Origin of the sequence: Sphingomonas kyeonggiensis (genome assembly GCF_014204495.1) — a bacterium.
GTDB lineage: Bacteria > Pseudomonadota > Alphaproteobacteria > Sphingomonadales > Sphingomonadaceae > Sphingomonas > Sphingomonas kyeonggiensis_A.
The window spans coordinates 113,266-129,819 of sequence record NZ_JACHLN010000003.1 but is presented as its reverse complement, the minus strand read 5'-3'; the positions used below and the strand labels follow the sequence as shown (position 1 = coordinate 129,819).

12 protein-coding genes are annotated in these 16,554 nt (G+C 67.3%); 3 read left to right on the top strand and 9 right to left on the bottom strand.

The annotated features are described in order from the left end of the window. Positions 1-146 precede the first annotated feature (146 nt). From HNP52_RS15010 to HNP52_RS15000, 3 genes are all read left to right on the top strand, one after another. Positions 147-1,970 (top strand): beta-L-arabinofuranosidase domain-containing protein, encoded by a 1,824-nt coding sequence (locus tag HNP52_RS15010; protein WP_184168459.1) that lies wholly within the window; start codon positions 147-149, stop codon positions 1,968-1,970. Positions 1,971-1,974: 4 nt separating this feature from the next. Next, positions 1,975-3,240 (top strand): ribulose-bisphosphate carboxylase large subunit family protein, encoded by a 1,266-nt coding sequence (locus HNP52_RS15005; RefSeq protein ID WP_184168458.1) that lies wholly within the window; start codon positions 1,975-1,977, stop codon positions 3,238-3,240. Positions 3,241-3,345: 105 nt separating this feature from the next. Further along, on the top strand, positions 3,346-4,620 hold the full coding sequence (locus tag HNP52_RS15000) for a four-carbon acid sugar kinase family protein (RefSeq protein ID WP_184168457.1): 1,275 nt from the start codon (positions 3,346-3,348) through the stop codon (positions 4,618-4,620). Between the two features lie 124 nt (positions 4,621-4,744). On the opposite strand, the gene HNP52_RS14995 is transcribed toward HNP52_RS15000, so the two are convergent. From HNP52_RS14995 to HNP52_RS14955, 9 genes are all read right to left on the bottom strand, one after another. Next, positions 4,745-5,185 (bottom strand): hypothetical protein, encoded by a 441-nt coding sequence (locus HNP52_RS14995; protein ID WP_184168456.1) that lies wholly within the window; start codon positions 5,183-5,185, stop codon positions 4,745-4,747. A gap of 389 nt (positions 5,186-5,574) precedes the next feature. Then, positions 5,575-7,647 (bottom strand): beta-galactosidase, encoded by a 2,073-nt coding sequence (locus tag HNP52_RS14990; protein WP_311768481.1) that lies wholly within the window; start codon positions 7,645-7,647, stop codon positions 5,575-5,577. Continuing rightward, positions 7,644-9,032 (bottom strand): glycoside hydrolase family 140 protein, encoded by a 1,389-nt coding sequence (locus HNP52_RS14985; protein ID WP_184168455.1) that lies wholly within the window; start codon positions 9,030-9,032, stop codon positions 7,644-7,646. The genes HNP52_RS14990 and HNP52_RS14985 overlap by 4 nt, the downstream gene beginning before the upstream one ends. A gap of 11 nt (positions 9,033-9,043) precedes the next feature. Next, positions 9,044-10,288 (bottom strand): MFS transporter, encoded by a 1,245-nt coding sequence (locus HNP52_RS14980; RefSeq protein ID WP_184168454.1) that lies wholly within the window; start codon positions 10,286-10,288, stop codon positions 9,044-9,046. Further along, entirely contained in the window at positions 10,285-10,956 is a 672-nt protein-coding gene (locus tag HNP52_RS14975) for an aspartate/glutamate racemase family protein (RefSeq protein ID WP_184168453.1), read from the bottom strand. The genes HNP52_RS14980 and HNP52_RS14975 overlap by 4 nt, the downstream gene beginning before the upstream one ends. Positions 10,957-10,958: 2 nt before the next feature. Then, positions 10,959-14,039: an alpha-L-rhamnosidase gene (locus tag HNP52_RS14970; RefSeq protein WP_184168452.1), complete on the bottom strand. Its 3,081-nt coding sequence runs from the start codon at positions 14,037-14,039 to the stop codon at positions 10,959-10,961. Next, positions 14,036-14,947, bottom strand: a complete 912-nt coding sequence (locus HNP52_RS14965) for an amidohydrolase (RefSeq protein WP_184168451.1) — start codon at positions 14,945-14,947, stop codon at positions 14,036-14,038. Before HNP52_RS14965 ends, HNP52_RS14970 begins: the two co-directional genes overlap by 4 nt. Further along, on the bottom strand, positions 14,947-15,696 hold the full coding sequence (locus HNP52_RS14960; RefSeq protein ID WP_184169178.1) for an SDR family NAD(P)-dependent oxidoreductase: 750 nt from the start codon (positions 15,694-15,696) through the stop codon (positions 14,947-14,949). The genes HNP52_RS14965 and HNP52_RS14960 overlap by 1 nt, the downstream gene beginning before the upstream one ends. Further along, the gene (locus HNP52_RS14955; protein WP_184168450.1) at positions 15,693-16,550 is read right to left on the bottom strand and encodes a fumarylacetoacetate hydrolase family protein; all 858 of its coding nucleotides are present in this window, start codon (positions 16,548-16,550) and stop codon (positions 15,693-15,695) included. Before HNP52_RS14955 ends, HNP52_RS14960 begins: the two co-directional genes overlap by 4 nt. Positions 16,551-16,554 lie beyond the last annotated feature (4 nt).

The window sequence follows — 16,554 nt, the reverse complement described above, 5'->3', positions numbered from 1 at the left end:
CGGGTTGCCCTGAGCCTCCCCTTGATGCGGGATAAAGCATTACAAAGTTTGTCCGGTCTTGCGCCTCTGATTAGTATTATTATAAGCCTAGCGATAACGGTCGGTACGCCGCGCAAGGGCGGCCGATTCCATGTGAGAGGATCGCTATGAAGGGCTTCGAAAAGGCCGGAATTTCGCGTCGCGAGTTCGTCCATTGCGCCGCGTGCGCGACTGCCGCCGCCGGCACGACGATCGCGAGCCCCGCAGCGCTGGCAGCCGCCGCCGCGGTGGCGGGCGGCAAGGAAGCCGTGCACGAGTTCGCCTATGGCAAGGTCCGGCTGACCGGCGGGCGGATCAAGCAGCAGTACGACCATATCCAGTCGCACTACCTGGCGCTCGACAATGACCGGGTGCTCAAGGTGTTCCGCGAGAATGCCGGGCTGCCGGCGCCGGGCCCGAACATGGGCGGCTGGTACGACAAGGACGGCTTCGTCCCCGGGCTGACGATCGGCCAGTATATCTCCGGCCTAGCCCGGCTTGGCGCGACCACCGGCGACAAGGACATCCACGCGAAGGTCGCGGCGCTCGTCCAGGGTTTCGGCGAAGCGTTCGTCAAGGGCAGCAACCCCTATGCCGGTCCCAAGGCGCAGGACCAGTGGGCGGCCTATGTGATGGACAAGTATGTCGTCGGCATGATCGACGCGTACCGGCTGTCGGGGGTCGAGCAGGCCAAGAAGCTGCTGCCGATCATCATCGAGAAGTGCCGGCCCTATATCTCGCCGGTCTCGCGCGATCGCATCGGCAAGGTGAACCCGCCGTATGACGAAACCTATATCATGTCGGAGAACCTGTTCCACGTCGCCGACATCACCGGCGACCAGAAGTATCGCGACATGGCGGTGCACTATCTGCTCGACAAGGAATGGTTCGATCCGCTCGCGGCCGGGCAGGACGTGCTGCCGGAGAAGCATGCCTATAGCCACACGATCGCCCTGAGCTCGGGCGCGCAGGCCTATCTGCACCTGGGCGACGACAAGTATCGCAAGGCGCTGGAGAATGCCTGGAAGTTCATGGAGCCGCAGCGCTTCGCGTCGGGCGGCTGGGGGCCAGAGGAGCAGTTCGTCCACCTCCACCAGGGCAAGCTCGCCGCGAGCCTGAAGAGCTCCAAGGCGCATTTCGAGACGCCGTGCGGCGCCTTTGCCGACCTCAAGCTGGCGCGCTACCTGATGCGCTTCACTGGTGATGCGCGCTATGGCGACGGGCTGGAGCGGACGCTGTACAACACGATGCTCGCGGTGCGGCTGCCCGACAGCGACGGCGGCTATCCCTATTATTCGGATTACGGCGCGGCCGGCGAGAAGCGCTATTACCACCAGAAATGGCCGTGCTGCTCGGGCACGCTGGTGCAGGGCGTCGCCGATTATGTCCTCAACCTCTATTTCCATGACGACGACAGCCTGCTGGTCAACATGTACGCGCCGTCCGAAGTCAGCTGGGATCGTGCCGGTGGCACGGTCGAGGTGGTGCAGGAGACCGAGTATCCGGCGCGCGACACGGTGAAGCTCAAGGTGCGCAAGGCGGGCAATGGCCGCTTCGCGATGAAACTGCGCATCCCGGCCTGGACCAAGGGCGCGACGCTCAAGGTCAATGGCGTGGCGCAGGCCGCGACGCCGGGCTCGCTGGCGGTGGTCAAGCGGACCTGGAAGGCGGGCGACGTGGTCGAGCTGACCATCCCGCAGCCGCTGCGCACGCTGCCGATCGACGACCAGAACCCGAACCTCGCGGCGGTGATGCGCGGTGCGGTGATGTACGCTGGTATCAACCCGTGGGAGGGGATCGACCAGCAGGCGATTGCGCTCCCGGGCGCGCTGGAGGCGATGCCCGACCAGGACCAGGCCTACCGCGTGAAGGTCGATGGCCGGAACCTCGTCTTCATCCCCTATTTCAACGTCGATACCGAGCGTTCGACCACCTACTTCAAGACGGCCTGATCGGATGGAACCGCGGATCTACGCCACCTACTGGATCGAAACCGCTTTCCCGCTCGCCCAGGCGGCGGCGACGATGGCCGGCGAGCAATCGACCGGTACCTTCGTCCGCGTGCCGGGCGAGACCGACGAACTGCGCGAGGCGCATGCGGCGCGTGTGGAGGAACTGACCGAGCTGGGCGAAGTCGCGGCGCCGTCGCTGCCGGGGTCGGGGCTGCCCAAATCGGGCGACGCGACCCGGCGGGCGGCACGCGTGGTGCTGTCCTGGCCGGTGTCGAACATGGGGCTGTCGCTTCCGAACCTGCTGGCGACGGTCAACGGCAACCTCAGCGAGCTCAAGGCCTTTTCGGGCCTGCGGCTTATCGACCTGAAACTGCCGCCCGAATTCCTGACCCGCTACCAGGGGCCGCAATTCGGCGTGGAGGGCACGCGCAAGCTCGCCGGCGTGCATGGCCGGCCGATCATCGGCACGATCATCAAGCCGAGCGTCGGGCTCGGGCCCGAGGCGACTGCCGAGCAGGTGCGCGGGCTGGTCGAGGCGGGGATCGACTTCATCAAGGACGACGAGCTCCAGGCCGATGGGCCGCATTGCCCGTTCAACGAGCGGGTGAGCGGAGTGATGCGCGTGATCAACGAGCATGCCCAGCGCACTGGCAAGAAGGTGATGTACGCCGCGAACCTGACCGGCGAGATCGACGAGATGCTGGCGCGGCACGATCATGTGCTGGCCGAGGGCGGCACCTGCATCATGGCGAGCATGAACTCGATCGGCCTGCCGGCGATGAGGGTGCTGCGCGCCCATTCGCAGCTGCCGATCCACGGCCATCGCAACGGCTGGGGCATGCTCGGCCGCTCGCCGGCGATCGGGATGAGCTATATCGCCTTCCAGAAGCTGTGGCGGCTGGCGGGCATCGACCACACGCATGTGAACGGCATCGACAACAAGTTCTGCGAGACAAACGAGAGCGTGATCGCCTCGGCCCGCGAATGCCTGACGCCGATGTTCGATGCGCCGAACAAGGGCTGCGAGATCATGCCGGTCTTCTCCTCGGGCCAGTCGGCCCGGCAGGCGGCGCCGACCTATGCCGCGCTGGGATCGGTGGACTGCATGTTCGCCGCCGGCGGCGGGATCATGGCGCATCCGGGCGGCCCGGCAGCGGGCGTGCGCGCGCTGCGCCAGGCCTGGGATGCGGCGGTTGCCGGGGTGCCGGCCGAGCAGGCGGCGAAAGATGCGCCCGAGCTGGCGGCGGCGCTGGGGGCGTTTGGGGGATGATCCGCCACCGTCGTCATCCCGGCGAAAGCCGGGATCTCGTGCGGCTCCTGTCCCGTGCCTTCGCCTGAGATCCCGGCTTTCGCCGGGATGACGGATGAGAGTGAAATGACCGACCTTCTCTACGGCTTTTACGGCGACGATTTCACCGGCTCCACCGATGTGCTCGAGCAGCTTGCCGAAGGCGGGGTGCCGGCGGTGCTGTTCCTGCGCGCGCCCGATGCGGCGCTGCGGGCGCGCTTTGCCGACGTGCGCGCGATCGGCATTGCCGGGGACAGCCGCAGCCAATCGCCCGCGTGGATGGACGTGCATCTGCCCCCCGCCTTCGCGGCGCTTGGGGAGGGGGCGATTGTCCATTACAAGACCTGCTCGACCTTCGATTCCAGCCCGACCACCGGATCGATCGGCCGCGCGATCGAGCTGGGCCGGGCGGCGTTTCCGGGCAAGGCGGCGATCCTGGTCGGCGCGCCGCACCTGCGCCGCTATGTCGCGTTCGGCAATCTGTTCGCGGCGGCGGGCGCCGAGGTGTTCCGCATCGACCGCCACCCGACCATGGCGCGCCATCCGGTCACGCCGATGCATGAGGCCGACCTGATCCGCCACCTTGCCGTGCAGAGCGACGCGCGGGTGGCGCTGGTGTCGCTGGAGGCGATCCGGGCCGGGCAGGCGGGCGACGGGTTCGACGGGGCTGAGGCCGAGGCGGTGCTGTTCGACGGCGTCGCGATGGAGGATCTGGCGGCGGCGGGCGAGGTGCTGCTGTCGCGCGGCGTGCGCTTCGCGGCGGGCAGCTCGGGCGTGACTCGGGCGCTGGTGCTTGCCTGGCAGGCGGCTGGATTGATCGGCGGCCGGCCGGCCGAGGTGCGTGCCGGAGCGGTCGATCGGTTGCTGGTGGTGAGTGGGAGCTGCTCGCCGGCGACGGCGCGGCAGATCGGGCGGAGTGCGGCGGACGGGTTTGCGGCGACGCTGGCCGATGTCGGCGCGCTGCTCGAGGGTTCCGCGGCGGAAGAGGCGCGGCTGGCCGATGCGGCGGTGGCGGCGCTGGCCGGTCAGGGCAAGGCCTTGATCCATTCGGCCGAGGGGCCGCTGGATGCGACGGCACCGGCGGCGGGCGAGAAGCTGGGCCAGGCGCTGGGGCGTGTTGCCGGGCAGGTGGTGCGCCGTGCGGGCTTGCAGCGGCTGCTGTTCGCGGGCGGCGACACGTCGAGCCACGGCGTCGCGCAGCTCGGCATCGACGCGCTGACCTGGGCCGCACCGATCGAACGCGGCGCGCCGCTGGTGCGGGCGCATGCCGCGGATGCTGCGGTGGATGGGCTCGAGCTGGTGCTCAAGGGCGGCCAGATGGGCGGGGATGGGTTCTTCGAGACGGTGCGGCTGGGGGGATAGGGTTGCTCGTATTGAGCTTGCCCAATTTACCGCGCTACCCCGGCCTTGTGGCGGGGGCCGCAAGCGGTAAGCGCTGAAATAGGTCGTGAACCCATAGACGACTGCTATTGGGTTGAAAGCCGACCTAGTCCTCCGCTTCAACGAGGAAGAGAGCGATCCTTGAGTCGTCCATCGACACGAAGGCCGCTTCTATGGTGGATGAGGTAATCGGATTCCACCCATTGCCGATGCGGTTGGCTAATCGCGTAACTTTTCCATGCTTAAAGAGGGAATAGAATTCTTCGGCGCAGGCTTTTGCGTCAGATGCACTGAGCCAATCGAGGTTATGCCCAACCAGATCTCGCTTCAAAATGTTCGCTAGATGGGAGCTCGGCTCCGCAGCATCTTTGTCGAGGTCAAGCCAACCATCACCGATTGGTGTGAAACCTAGGCTGCTCACGAAGGCGTCGGCCGCATCACGTGGCTCACCCGGAAAATCCGATCGCGATCCTTCCCGGATCGTCAACTCTACTTCATCGTTGAGCAACTTCGCCGTTCGTTCGACGAATGTCGTGAAGTCATCCATGCTCAAATGCTAGCGAGGAGTTCCTAAGTCCGCAAATGGGGCGATCGCCGACGTAGCCTGCGGCCTGAATCGAGAGTGTAGCGCCTGCCTCCTGATGGAGCCCGGCACAGGACCGCGTGACAGTGGTATCGGGCCACGGCGGGACGGGTTCTTCGAGACGGTTCGGCTTGGGGCTGAGGGCAAAAGCCTCGGCCGTTGGCATTTCGCTATTTTCGTTCCCCGGCGAAGGCCGGGGTCCAGTTGCGATGTCGTTCGTGAGGTTCCTGCGCCATCGATACTGCGCCGAAACTGGACCCCGGCCTTCGCCGGGGAACGGGTGGGGTTGAGCGAACACACCATCCCCGCCTTCCTGCTCCCCTCCCTGCAAGGGAGGGGAAATAGTGGAGGTATCACCGCTGCAGCACCGCCACACCCTCACGGTCCAGCGTCACCTTGCTGACCTTCCCGCCAGCCAGCAGGTCGGTCATCGCCGTCGGCAGAGCCACCTCGCGGATCTCGCGGCTGTGGTTGACCAGGATGACGATGCGCTTGCCCTGGCCCTCGCGGGTCATCAGTTCGACATCCTCGGGCACGGCGAAATCGCGCGAGACCTTGGCGTCGGCGAGGGCGGTGTCGATCAGCCCCTTCATCACGCCGTCATCGACCAGCGCGCCGACATAGGTGATGCTGCCCTTGCCGACCTTGCGCGAGATCACAGCGGGCTTGCCGTCGAGCCAGCCATTGGCCTTGCCGTAGCGCAGCAGAATTTGGGTGTCCGGCGCGCTGGTCGAGAGCATCTCGGCCCAGATCGTCGCCTTGCCGGTGCCGACCTCGATGGCCTCGTCCAGCGCGTAGAATTGCTCGACCTGGCCGCCGAGCAGTTCGGCGAGCGGGCCGGGCTGGCGGATGGGGTCGAGGCGGTTGTATTCGTCCTTCATGCCCGAGCGGGGGCCGAGAATCAGATGGCCGCCGGCGCGGACATAGTCGGTCAGGCGCTTGGCGGTGGCGTCCGTGATGACGTTGAGGCTGGGGGCGACGACCAGCTTGTAGCCCGATAGCGGCGCCTCGGCGGCCTCGACCACATCGACGGCGCCCAGCGCGTCCTTGAGCGGCTGATAATAGTCGAGCAGCGTTTCGATCTGGTCGTAGTCCTTGTGGTGGAGCTGGAAGTCGATCGCCCAGCGGCTGGGATAGTCCTGGAGGATCGCGACCGGGGAGACCGGGGTGGTGCCGGCCAGCGCCGGCGAGGCGGCCTTCATCTCGCGGCCGATCTGCTGGATCTCGGGATAGACGGGCAGCGGCTTGCCATCGGGCCCGACGATCGAGCCGTGCATCGTCTCCTGGCCGTTCAGCGCGTTGCGCCACTGCCAGTAGAGCACGGCATCGGCGCCGTGGCCGACCGCCTGCCAGGCGACCGCGCGGGTCTCGCCGGGATAGAGCATGTTGCTTACGGGTGCCCAGTTCACGAAGCCGGGCTGGGTTTCCATCACCCAGAAATTCTTGCGCTTCCAGCCGCGGACGAGATCGTGGGTGGCGCCCATGCGATAGGGCTTTACATGGCCCATGCCGACATATTCGTCCCACGAGGCGAAATCGAGGTCGCGGTTCATCTCGTAGCGATCGAAGCGGTTTGCCCAGCCGAGCCCGCCGAAGTTGATCGTGATGAACTGCTTGTCGCCGACCACGGCGCGGACCGCGTCGATCTGGTTGCGGTGGAAGGCGCGCCACTGCGAGGTGATGAAGCGCTTGAGCTCGAGCATCCAGCCGGGATTGGCCTTGTCGTTGTTGAACGGCACCTGATCCCAGGCGGTATAGGTCTGCGACCAATATTCGGTGGTCCAGGCGGCGTTGAGCTTGTCGAGCGTGCCGTAGCGCTGCTTGAGCCATGCCACCCAGGCGGCGCGGGCTTCGGGGTCATAGCTCTCGTCGGTCGGCTCGTTGCCGATCTGCCAGCCGATGACATTGGGCTCGTCCTTGAGCGCCTGGGCCATGCGGGTGACGATGTCGCGGGCGAAGGCGCGGTAGCGGCTCGACGAGATCGAGAATTGGCGGCGGCCGCCATGGCCAATCTGCTTGCCGGTGCCGTCGATCTGGAGCGTGTCCGGGTATTTCTGGGTCATCCAGGCCGGGGGCGTGTCGGTCGGCGTGCCGACCACGACCTTCATGCCATATTTGTTGGCGAGCCGTACGGCGCGGACCAGCCAGTCCATGTCGTACTTGCCCTCTTCGGGCTCCATCTTGCTCCAGGCATATTCGCCGATGCGGACGACATTGGCACCGTGGCCCTGCATCAGGCGGAGGTCCTCGGCCCAGGCGCTTTCGGGCCATTGCTCGGGATACCAGGCCGAGCCGATATAGAGCCGTTCGTGCGCGACCTTGGCGGCGGCGGGGGAGGCCTTTTGCGCCTCCTGCTGGGCGAGTGCGGGCATCGGCGCGGCGGCGCCGGCGAGGAGGAGGGCGGCGGCGAGGGCGAAGGTCTTCACTGGTTATTCCCCTTGGCGTCGTCGAGCACGAGCGTCCAGTCATTGCCCGGTGCGGTCTTGCCGGGCGGCGTGAACAGGCGGACGCCCGTGTTGGCGAAAGTGCCGATCGGCGTGCTCGCCCCGGTGCGCGGATCGAACCAGGCGGCGCGGACGCGGGTGCCGCTGATCTTGCCCATCCGGACATGGAAGGGGCGGCCGGTATAGGTATAGGCGATCGCGTAGCTCTTGCCGCGGGTGGCGGCGACGCGATCGTAGCGCGGCCCGCTGTCGGTGATGAGCGACTGATCGGGCATGCGCTCGAAGAAGGGGCGCGAGAGGATCAGGTCCTTCAGATGACGCATCTGGCTGCCGCCGGGCGCGTCGAGCCCTTCCTGCCAGGAGAGCTTGGGCCAATAGGCATTGGCCTTCTTGCCCGGCGTGAAGAACTGCATGACGCTGTTCTCGCCATAGGTGTGGCCGAAGGCGCCGGCGAGGACCGACCACCAGGCATAGCGGCGGACATCGGCGGCGCCCCAGCGCGGCTCGGGCGTGCGATCGAGGCCATGGGGGATGTTCTCGTAGCTCGGCTCGGCGTCGATCGTCGGCTTGGCCGGGCTGCGCGAGAGATCGTCGGTGGTGTAGACCCAGTTATCCTCGCCGCGCGCGTTGAGCTGATGGTCCTGCGCGTAGCTCTGATGGCCCGACTGGTACATGTTGAAGTCGAGCCAGGGCGCGTCGTGGAACATCCAGGACGAGCTGGCGCGGCCGGCCGGGTGATAGGTCATCAGATGGTTCGGATCGATCGCGCGGATCGTCTTGCCGAGAATATCCCAGGCGAGCGGGGAGAGCTCGGGATAGCGATCGCCGCCATTCACCCAGATCAGGTTGGGCTTGTTCCTGTAGCGCTCGGCGGCGAAGCGGCCGATCACCGGGGCGGTATCGGCGTTGAGCAGGCGGAAATCGGCGAAATCGCCCCAGACCGGCACCAGCGCGATATAGAGGCCGTGCGCGGCGGCGCGATCGAACACCCAGTCGAGATGGTCCCAATAGTCATATTCGCCGGGCTTGGCGGGATCGTTGCCGGGGGTGACGCGGGGGCGGGTGAGGTCGCCGTCGACCAAAGCGGGGCCGGCGACGGGGTTCTCCATCTTGGGCCCGTGCAGCATCATGACCTGGATGACGTTGTAGCCCTGGGCCTCGCGCTTGGCGAAATAGGCCTCGGTCTCCTCGCGGTTGAGCTTGCCGAGCAGCAGCCAGCCGGTGTCGCCGAGCCAGAAGAAGGGCTTGCCCTGCGATTCCAGATAGCGGCCGTTCGCCGACACCTTGAGCGGCGGCGTGCGGTCCTGCGCGGGTGCGGCGGATGCGGCGAGCGCGCATCCGATAGCGGCGGCGATCAGCCAGCGCATGTCTTCCCTCCTCAGATCGACTTCTTGTGGTCGAAGCCCTTGGTGCAATCGATGGTCGCGAAGATCACGGCTGCCAGCACCACCATCAGCGCGATGCCCTGCAGCGGCAGATTGTAGTTGCCGGTGGCGGCGACGACGTAGCCGAACGCCACCGAGCAGACGAAGCCGCCGAGATTGCCGGCGGTGTTCATCACGCCCGATGCGGTGCCGCCGTAGCGGCCGCCGATCGACATGCACATCGCCCAGGCGGCGGGCAGCATCAGGTCCATCACCATGAACGCGGCGCCGGCGAACAGCACGATCGCGAGCTTGCTGGTGGCCAGGCTCATCGCGACGAGCAGCGCGGCGGTGCCGACCAGGCAGGTCGAGGCGATCAGGCGATAGGCGTTGCGGCTGCCGATGCGTGCCGCGAGCCGATCGCACAACACGCCGCCGGCCAGGTTGCCGACCACGCCGAGCAGGAACGGGATCGAGCCGTACAGTCCCATCTCGTCGACGGTGAAGCCGGCGCCCTTGACCATCCAGGTCGGGAACCAGCCGAAGAAGAACCAGCTGCCGAACGCGTAGAACAGATAGGCGATCGAGATCAGCCAGAGCTGGGGCAGGCCGAACAGCTGCTTCCACGGCGTGCCGCTATGACCGGCATGCTCGTCGCTGCCGATCTCGGCGACTTCGGCCGCGGTGATGCCGGGCTGCTCGGCGGGCCTGTCGTGGAACCATTTCCACCAGGCGAGCGCCCAGACCGCACCGATCACGCCGAGAATCACGAAGACCGCTTGCCAGCCGAGATGCTTGTTGGCGGGGACCAGCAGCAGCGGGGCGAGCGCGCCGCCGAAGCGGCTGGCGGCCCAGATCACGCCCTGGCCACGCGCACGCTCGCGCGCCGGCAGCCAGCGATAGAGCACGCCGGTCATGTTGGGATAGGCACCAGCCGCGCCGAGGCCGAACAGGAAGCGCGCGGCGGCGAGCTGCCAGAAGTTGCGGCACACCGCGGTGATCGCGGTGAAGAACGACCACCAGACCGTGATCCGGGTCAGCTCCTTGCGATAGCCATGCTTGTCGCCCATCGCGCCCGAGGGGATCTCGAACACCGCATAGGCGATGACATAGGCGCTCAACACCCAGCCCCATTCGGCAGGGGTGATGCCGAGGTCCTTCTGGATCGACGGGCCGGTGACCGCGATCGCCAGCCGGTCGATAAAGGTGATGATCGACAGGGTGGCGAGGAAGCCGAGGACCAGCCGCCGCTTCTTCACTTGCCGAGGCCTGCCAGCACGGTGCGCGCATGCTCCATGCCGAGCTCGGGGCTGGCATAGACCGGGGCCGAGACCGCACCCTCGGGCAGGCTCGCGACCACGCGGGCCATCGATGCCTGGGCGAGGACGATCGCGTCGACGCCCTTCATGCCTTCGGTGAGGCCTTCGCTCACGATCCGGTCATGCGTGGCGCCGTCGCCGGCCATCACCGCCTGGAACGCGCCTTCGCAGAGATGCTCGACGATCTCGATCTGCTTGCCCTGCTCGGCGGCGACGCGGCGGACGAGATCGGCGGTTGGCTGGAGGGTGGTGGAAAGGGTGGCGACCACGCCGATGCGGGTGCCGCTGGCGACGGCCTTCTCCGCCATCGCGCGATCTACGCGCAGTACGGGCTGGTCATAGAGCTCGGCTGCCATCTCGACTGCCTTGCCGATCGACGAGCAGGTGACCATCGCGACATCGCAGCCGGCATCGAAGGCCGAGCCGACCAGCCGGACCACCTGGCGCATCGTCGACTTCTGGAGATGGCCGGCGGCGATCGTGTTCTTGATCGTGCTCTCGTCGACGAAATGGAGCAGCTTGACGTCGGCGGGCATCACCCGTGCCGCGATCTCGGTGAAGATCGGCACGAGGGTTGCCGAATTATGGATCAGGCCGAGGGTAGGCATCGTCACTCTCCGGATTTCATGAATGCATGGGTGCCGGCGCCGACTTCCGTGCGGCTGTCGACCGGCGTGCCGCCGAGGCGCCAGCCGCTTCCGGGCAGGTCGACTTCGGCGATGGTGTTGGCGGGGATGGTGAGCGTGAAGCGGGTGAGGCCGCTCGCATCGCCATCGGTCTCGGCGGCGATCAGGCCGACGACAGACTCGTAGCGCGCCGAGACCCGGCCGATCGCCGGATACCAGAGCGGCCGTGCGGCGATCCGGCGGAAGCCGGGCGCGGCGGGGGCGATGCCGGCGAGGCGGCGATAGAAGAAGCCGACGATCGCGCCGAAGGCGTAGTGGTTGTAGCTGTTCATCGACAGATCGCCGGTGTCGCCGTTCCAGCGTTCCCACATCGTCGTGGCGCCCTGCGACGGCATATAGCCCCAGCTCGGATAGCCGGTCTGGAGCAGCAGCCCCGAGACTTCGTCATGCCGGCCGGCATCGGCGAGCACGTCTAGGATATAGGGCGTGCCGAGGAAGCCGGTGGAGAGCTTCATACCACGCGTGCGGATGTCGTTGGCCAGCACCTCGGCCGCGGTGGCGCGGCGATCCTCGGGCACCAGGCCCATGAATAGCGCGAGTACCTGGCTTGCCTGGCTGCCATTGCCGGCGGTGCCGTCCGTGGCGACGAACTCGCTGGCGAAGGCGGTGGCGATCTTCGCATGCAGCGCGCGCCATTCGCCGGCGTCACGGCCGCTGGCCTCGGCCATCTCGGCCATCAGCTCGGCACACCAGGCCCAATAGGCCGTCGCGCACAGGATGCGCGGGGTGGTCTCGTCATCGGGCTTGATCGCATCGACCGAGAGCCAGTCGCCGAGATCGAGCCCGCGATCGTTGCGCCAGATGCCGTCGGGATTGGTCCGCGCGACATAGGCCATCCAGCCCGTCATCGCGTCCCAATTCTCGTCGATCACCGCGGTGTCGCCGTAGCGCTGCCAGAGCTGCCAGGGCAGGATGATCCCGGCCTCGCTCCAGCCCGCCGTCACCACATCGGGGAAGGAGAGCGGCTGGGGCACCACGATCGGATAGGCGCCGTCGGGGCGCTGCGCCGCACGCGCTTCGAGCAGGAAGCGGCGAAGGAAGGGATCGACCTCCATGTTGAACGCGGCGGCGTCCGCGAACACCTGGATGTCGCCCATCCAGCCCATGCGCTCGTCGCGCTGGGGGCAATCGGTGGGCACCGCGAAGAAGTTCGAGCGCTGGCTCCACAGCGCATTGTCGAAGATCGTCTGGAGCAATGGCGCGTCGTGGAACGTCACCCCGCCGGTCTCGCGACAGGCGCTGTGGACGACGACGCCGGTGATGTCGTCGATGCTGGGCACGCCGGGATAGCCGGCGATCTCGACATAGCGGAAGCCGTGATAGGTGAAGCTCGGCTCGAAGGACTCCTCGCCGGTGCCGGCCAGGGTGAAGCTGTCCGTCGCCTTTGCCAGGCGGAGATTGGCGAGATCGGCGGTGCCGTCCGGGTTGAGCAGCTCGGCGAACTTGGCGGTGATCGTGGTGCCCGCCGGGCCGGTCACGCGGATGCGGACCCAGCCGGGGAAGTTCTGGCCGAAATCGAAGACATAGCGGCCGGGCAGCGGCTCGCTGACGCTGCGCGCCTTGAGGCTGCCGGTGCGCTGGAGCAGGGGCGAGGTCTGGGCGATCAGGCGGGTGTCGGGCGCAGCGCCGCGCTTGGCGTGTGCCCATGCCGAGACGTCGAAGCCGGGCAAGTCCCAGCCGGGCTGCTCGTCGCGCGCGTCGCGGGTCTCGCCGTCATAGATTTCGGACTTGGAGATTGCCGAAGGGGTGAGGCGCCAGTCCGGGCCGGTCTCGACCCATTGGCTGGAACCGTCGGCATAATCGAGGCGGAGCTGGGCGCGGAAGCGGCGCGGGGCGGGGCCGAAGCCGTAGCGCTCGATCCGCCAGCCGAACGGGCTGGCATAGAAGCCATCGCCGACCGTGGCGCCGAACGCGTTGGCGCCGGGCTGGATCAGGTCGGTGACGTCATAGACCTGATAGAGGACATGATCGGCGGCGACGCTGATCTCGGGGGCGAGGATCGCGCCGGAGACGGGCTGGCCGTTGATCCGCGCGTCATAGGCGCCGAGCGCGGTGGCGTAGAGCCGGGCCGCGACGACCGGGCGGTCGGCGGTGAACTCGGTGCGCAGCAGCATCGCCGGTTCGCTGGGGCGCGGATCGTTATGGACATTGGCGCCGCTGGGGACAGGGGCGGTCCAGCTGCCGGCGTCGAAGCCGGGTGCCGTCCAGCCCTCGGGCGGGGAGGGCATCAGGCGGAAGGCGCTGCTGACGATGCGATCGATGCTGCCATCGGCGCGGTAGAGGCGGATCAGCGCAGCGAAGGCGCCGCCATCGACCGGGAAGAAGCCGGTGGTGTCGGCCTCGACCAGCGCGCAGACGCTGTTGCGGCCCGGCTTCACCTCGCCGGCATAGGGCGCCAGCGTGCCCCAGAAGGGGAGATAGGTGTCCCAGTCGAAATGCCAGTCGAGCGGCGACTTCTCGCCATTCACCCAGACGCCGCGGAGGTGGTCCTTGCCGGCGACCAGTACTTCGGCGCGGACCAGATCTTCGGGGGCGTCGAAATCGAGGCGGAAGGCGTGCGGGCGATCGTCGAGCGCGGTTTCGCTCCACACCCAGGTTACGCCCGCGGCGCGCTCGGCGGCGGCGAAATCGTCCTCGGCCTCGATCCAGTCGGCGCGCCAATCGGTCGGCGCCAGCAGGCCGGTTTCGAACCAGGCGGGGCCGGATTGGGCGGTTCGGCCCTTATTGTCGGTCACTTCGACCGACCACCAGATGCGCTGCATCGAGGCGAGAGCTGGGCCGGCATATGCGATGTCGAAGCTGGCATCGCTCGCGACCGTGCCGCTGTCCCAAAGCAGGTTGCCCGAAAGGGCTTCGGCGCTGGCGGCGGCGCGGATGCGGTACTGCGCCTGCTTCGCGCCGGCGGTGTCGCTCTCGATCCGCCACGACAGGCGCGGGCGGATCGCCTCGGTGCCGAGCAGATCGACGGTGTTTTCGGTGCGAAGATCGACGACGCGCAGGGTCATAGGGTCAGGCCAAGACGGTAGAGGCGGTTGGCATTGCCGGCGAACAGCGCCAGGCGCTCGTCGGCGGAGAAATCGGCGGTGATCGCGTCATAGGCGCCGAGATGCTTGTCGAAGCTGCCGAACAACTTGTCGGTGGGGAAGTTGCTGGCGAACATCGTGCGGCCGGTGCCGAACAGCTCGATCGTATCGAGCACATAGGGGCGGGCCTGGTCGAGGTCCCAGGGACGCCAGGTGAAGCCCATGCCCGAGATCTTGACCGCGACATTGGGCAGCGCGGCGAGCGCCGCCATGCCGTTGCGCCAGACCGCCCAGCCATGGACGTCGCCGGGGATCGCCATGCCGGTGTGATCGATGATGACCTGGACGTCCGGGTGCCTGGCGATCAGCCCGGCAAGATGCGCGAGCTGGCCGGGATAGGCCTGGAGATCGAAGCTCAGGCCGTATTTGGCGAGCAGCCCGAAGCCGCGCATCCAGGCGTCCGAGGTGGTGATGTCGGCCGGGGAGTAGCTGCGCCGGGGATCGGCATGCCAGTTCACGATATGGCGAATGCCGCGCACATTGGGGTGCGCGACATGGGCGCCGAGCAGGCCCTCGAGCGTCGGGCTCTCCAGTGCGGCGAAGGCGATAATGCCGTTCGGCATGCCGCTCCGGTCGGCCATGGCCTGGAGCCACTCGGTCTCGCGCAGCGCGTCGTCGGGATGCGCGCCCGCATCGATATGGACGATCCCGCGCACGTCCCACTCGCCCGCATCGGCCAGATAGTCGTCGAGCCCGTAATCGCTGGCGATGGGCTCGACGCTGCCATTGGGCCCGTCCTCGCTGAACGGCGGCATCAGCCACGGATAGCGGATGTGCGACAGGTTCCAGAGATGGACGTGCGGATCGATGAAGGGCGGGCGCTGGGGCATCAGAAGGTGGTTCGGCCGCCCGAGGTGTCGAAGGTGGATGCGGTGGTGAAGCTGCACTCCTCCGAGGCCATGAAGCACACCATCGCCGCCGATTCCTCGACTTCGCCGAGGCGGCCCATCGGGATCTTCGAGCGCATGTAATCGACCTGGCTCTGGGGGAGCTGAGCAAGGATCGGGCTCTCGAAGGTGGCAGGGGTGAGCGCATTGGCGATCACGCCCTTGCCGGCCAGTTCCTTGCCGAGCGACTTGGTGAAGCCGATCACGCCGGCCTTGGATGCCGAATAGGCGCTGGCGTTCGGATTGCCTTCCTTGCCGGCGACCGAGGCGATGTTGACGATGCGGCCATAGCCGTTGGCCAGCATCAGCGGCACGATCGCGCGGTTGCAGTAGAACAGGCCGTTGAGGTTGATGTCCATCACCCGCAGCCAGCTGTCGAGCGGGAACTCATGCACCGGCACGGTGGCGCCGGTGATCCCCGCCGAGCAGACCAGCACGTCGATCTTGCCGAGGATTTCGGCGCTGGCCTTGGCTGCGGCTTCGACCGCGGTGGCGTCCGACACGTCGAGCGCCTGCACGCCGGCCGCGCCGACTTCGGCCTGCGCGGCGGCGAGGGCATCGGCGTTGAGATCCCAGAGCACGACCTTGCCGCCCTCCGCGACGATGCGCGCCGCCACGGCCTTGCCGAGGCCCGAGGCACCGCCGGTGACGACGGCGCAGCGGCCGGCATAGCGTCCCGCGAACACGCTCACTTGGCGGCCTGCCATGCGACGAATTCCTGGCGCTGCTCGCCGAGCTTCTCGATGCCGAGCTCGACCACGTCGCCGGCCTTGAGATACCAGGGCTCGGGCTTCTGGCCGAGGCCGACGCCTGGCGGGGTGCCGGTGGTGATGACGTCGCCGGGGAGCAGCGTCATGAACTGCGAGCAATAGGCGACGATCTGCGCGACGGTGAAGATCATCGTCTTGCTGTTGCCGTTCTGCATCTTCTTGCCGTTGACCGACAGCCACATGCCGAGATCCTGCGGATCGCCGACTTCGTCCTTGGTCACCATCCACGGGCCGATCGGGCCGAAGGTGGGGAAGCCCTTGCCCTTGTCCCAGGTCAGGCCGCGCTCGACCTGCCAGTGGCGCTCGGACACGTCGTTGATGACGCAATAGCCGGCGACATAGTCGAGCGCGTCTTCCTCGGAGACATAGGAAGCGGTGGTGCCGATCACGACGCCGAGCTCGACTTCCCAGTCGGTCTTCTTCGAGTCCTTCGGGATGGTGACGGGGTCGTTCGGACCCTGGATGCAGCTCACCCACTTCTGGAAGACCACGGGCTCCTCGGGCACCGGCAGGTTCGATTCCGCGGCGTGATCGGCGAAGTTGGTGCCGATCGCGATGAACTGGCGGGTGCCGCCGACGCACGCGCCGTAGCGGACATCTCCCTCGACCAGCTTCAGGCTGGCGGGATCGATCGCGGCGAGCCTGGCGAGGGCATCCTTCCCGAGCGCATCGGGGCCGATATCGGCGACATGCGCGGAGAGGTCACGGATGCGGCCTTCGGCGTCGATCAGGCCGGGCTTCTCGGCGCCCGGGGCGCCATAACGGCAAAGCTTCATGGGA

Coding starts and splice junctions, on each gene's coding strand:
- HNP52_RS15010 (WP_184168459.1), top strand. CDS start 147: ATGAAGGGCTTCGAAAAGGCCGGAATTTCGCGTCGCGAGTTCGTCCAT.
- HNP52_RS15005 (WP_184168458.1), top strand. CDS start 1,975: ATGGAACCGCGGATCTACGCCACCTACTGGATCGAAACCGCTTTCCCG.
- HNP52_RS15000 (WP_184168457.1), top strand. CDS start 3,346: ATGACCGACCTTCTCTACGGCTTTTACGGCGACGATTTCACCGGCTCC.
- HNP52_RS14995 (WP_184168456.1), bottom strand. CDS start 5,185: ATGGATGACTTCACGACATTCGTCGAACGAACGGCGAAGTTGCTCAAC.
- HNP52_RS14985 (WP_184168455.1), bottom strand. CDS start 9,032: ATGCGCTGGCTGATCGCCGCCGCTATCGGATGCGCGCTCGCCGCATCC.
- HNP52_RS14975 (WP_184168453.1), bottom strand. CDS start 10,956: ATGCCTACCCTCGGCCTGATCCATAATTCGGCAACCCTCGTGCCGATC.
- HNP52_RS14970 (WP_184168452.1), bottom strand. CDS start 14,039: ATGACCCTGCGCGTCGTCGATCTTCGCACCGAAAACACCGTCGATCTG.
- HNP52_RS14965 (WP_184168451.1), bottom strand. CDS start 14,947: ATGCCCCAGCGCCCGCCCTTCATCGATCCGCACGTCCATCTCTGGAAC.
- HNP52_RS14955 (WP_184168450.1), bottom strand. CDS start 16,550: ATGAAGCTTTGCCGTTATGGCGCCCCGGGCGCCGAGAAGCCCGGCCTG.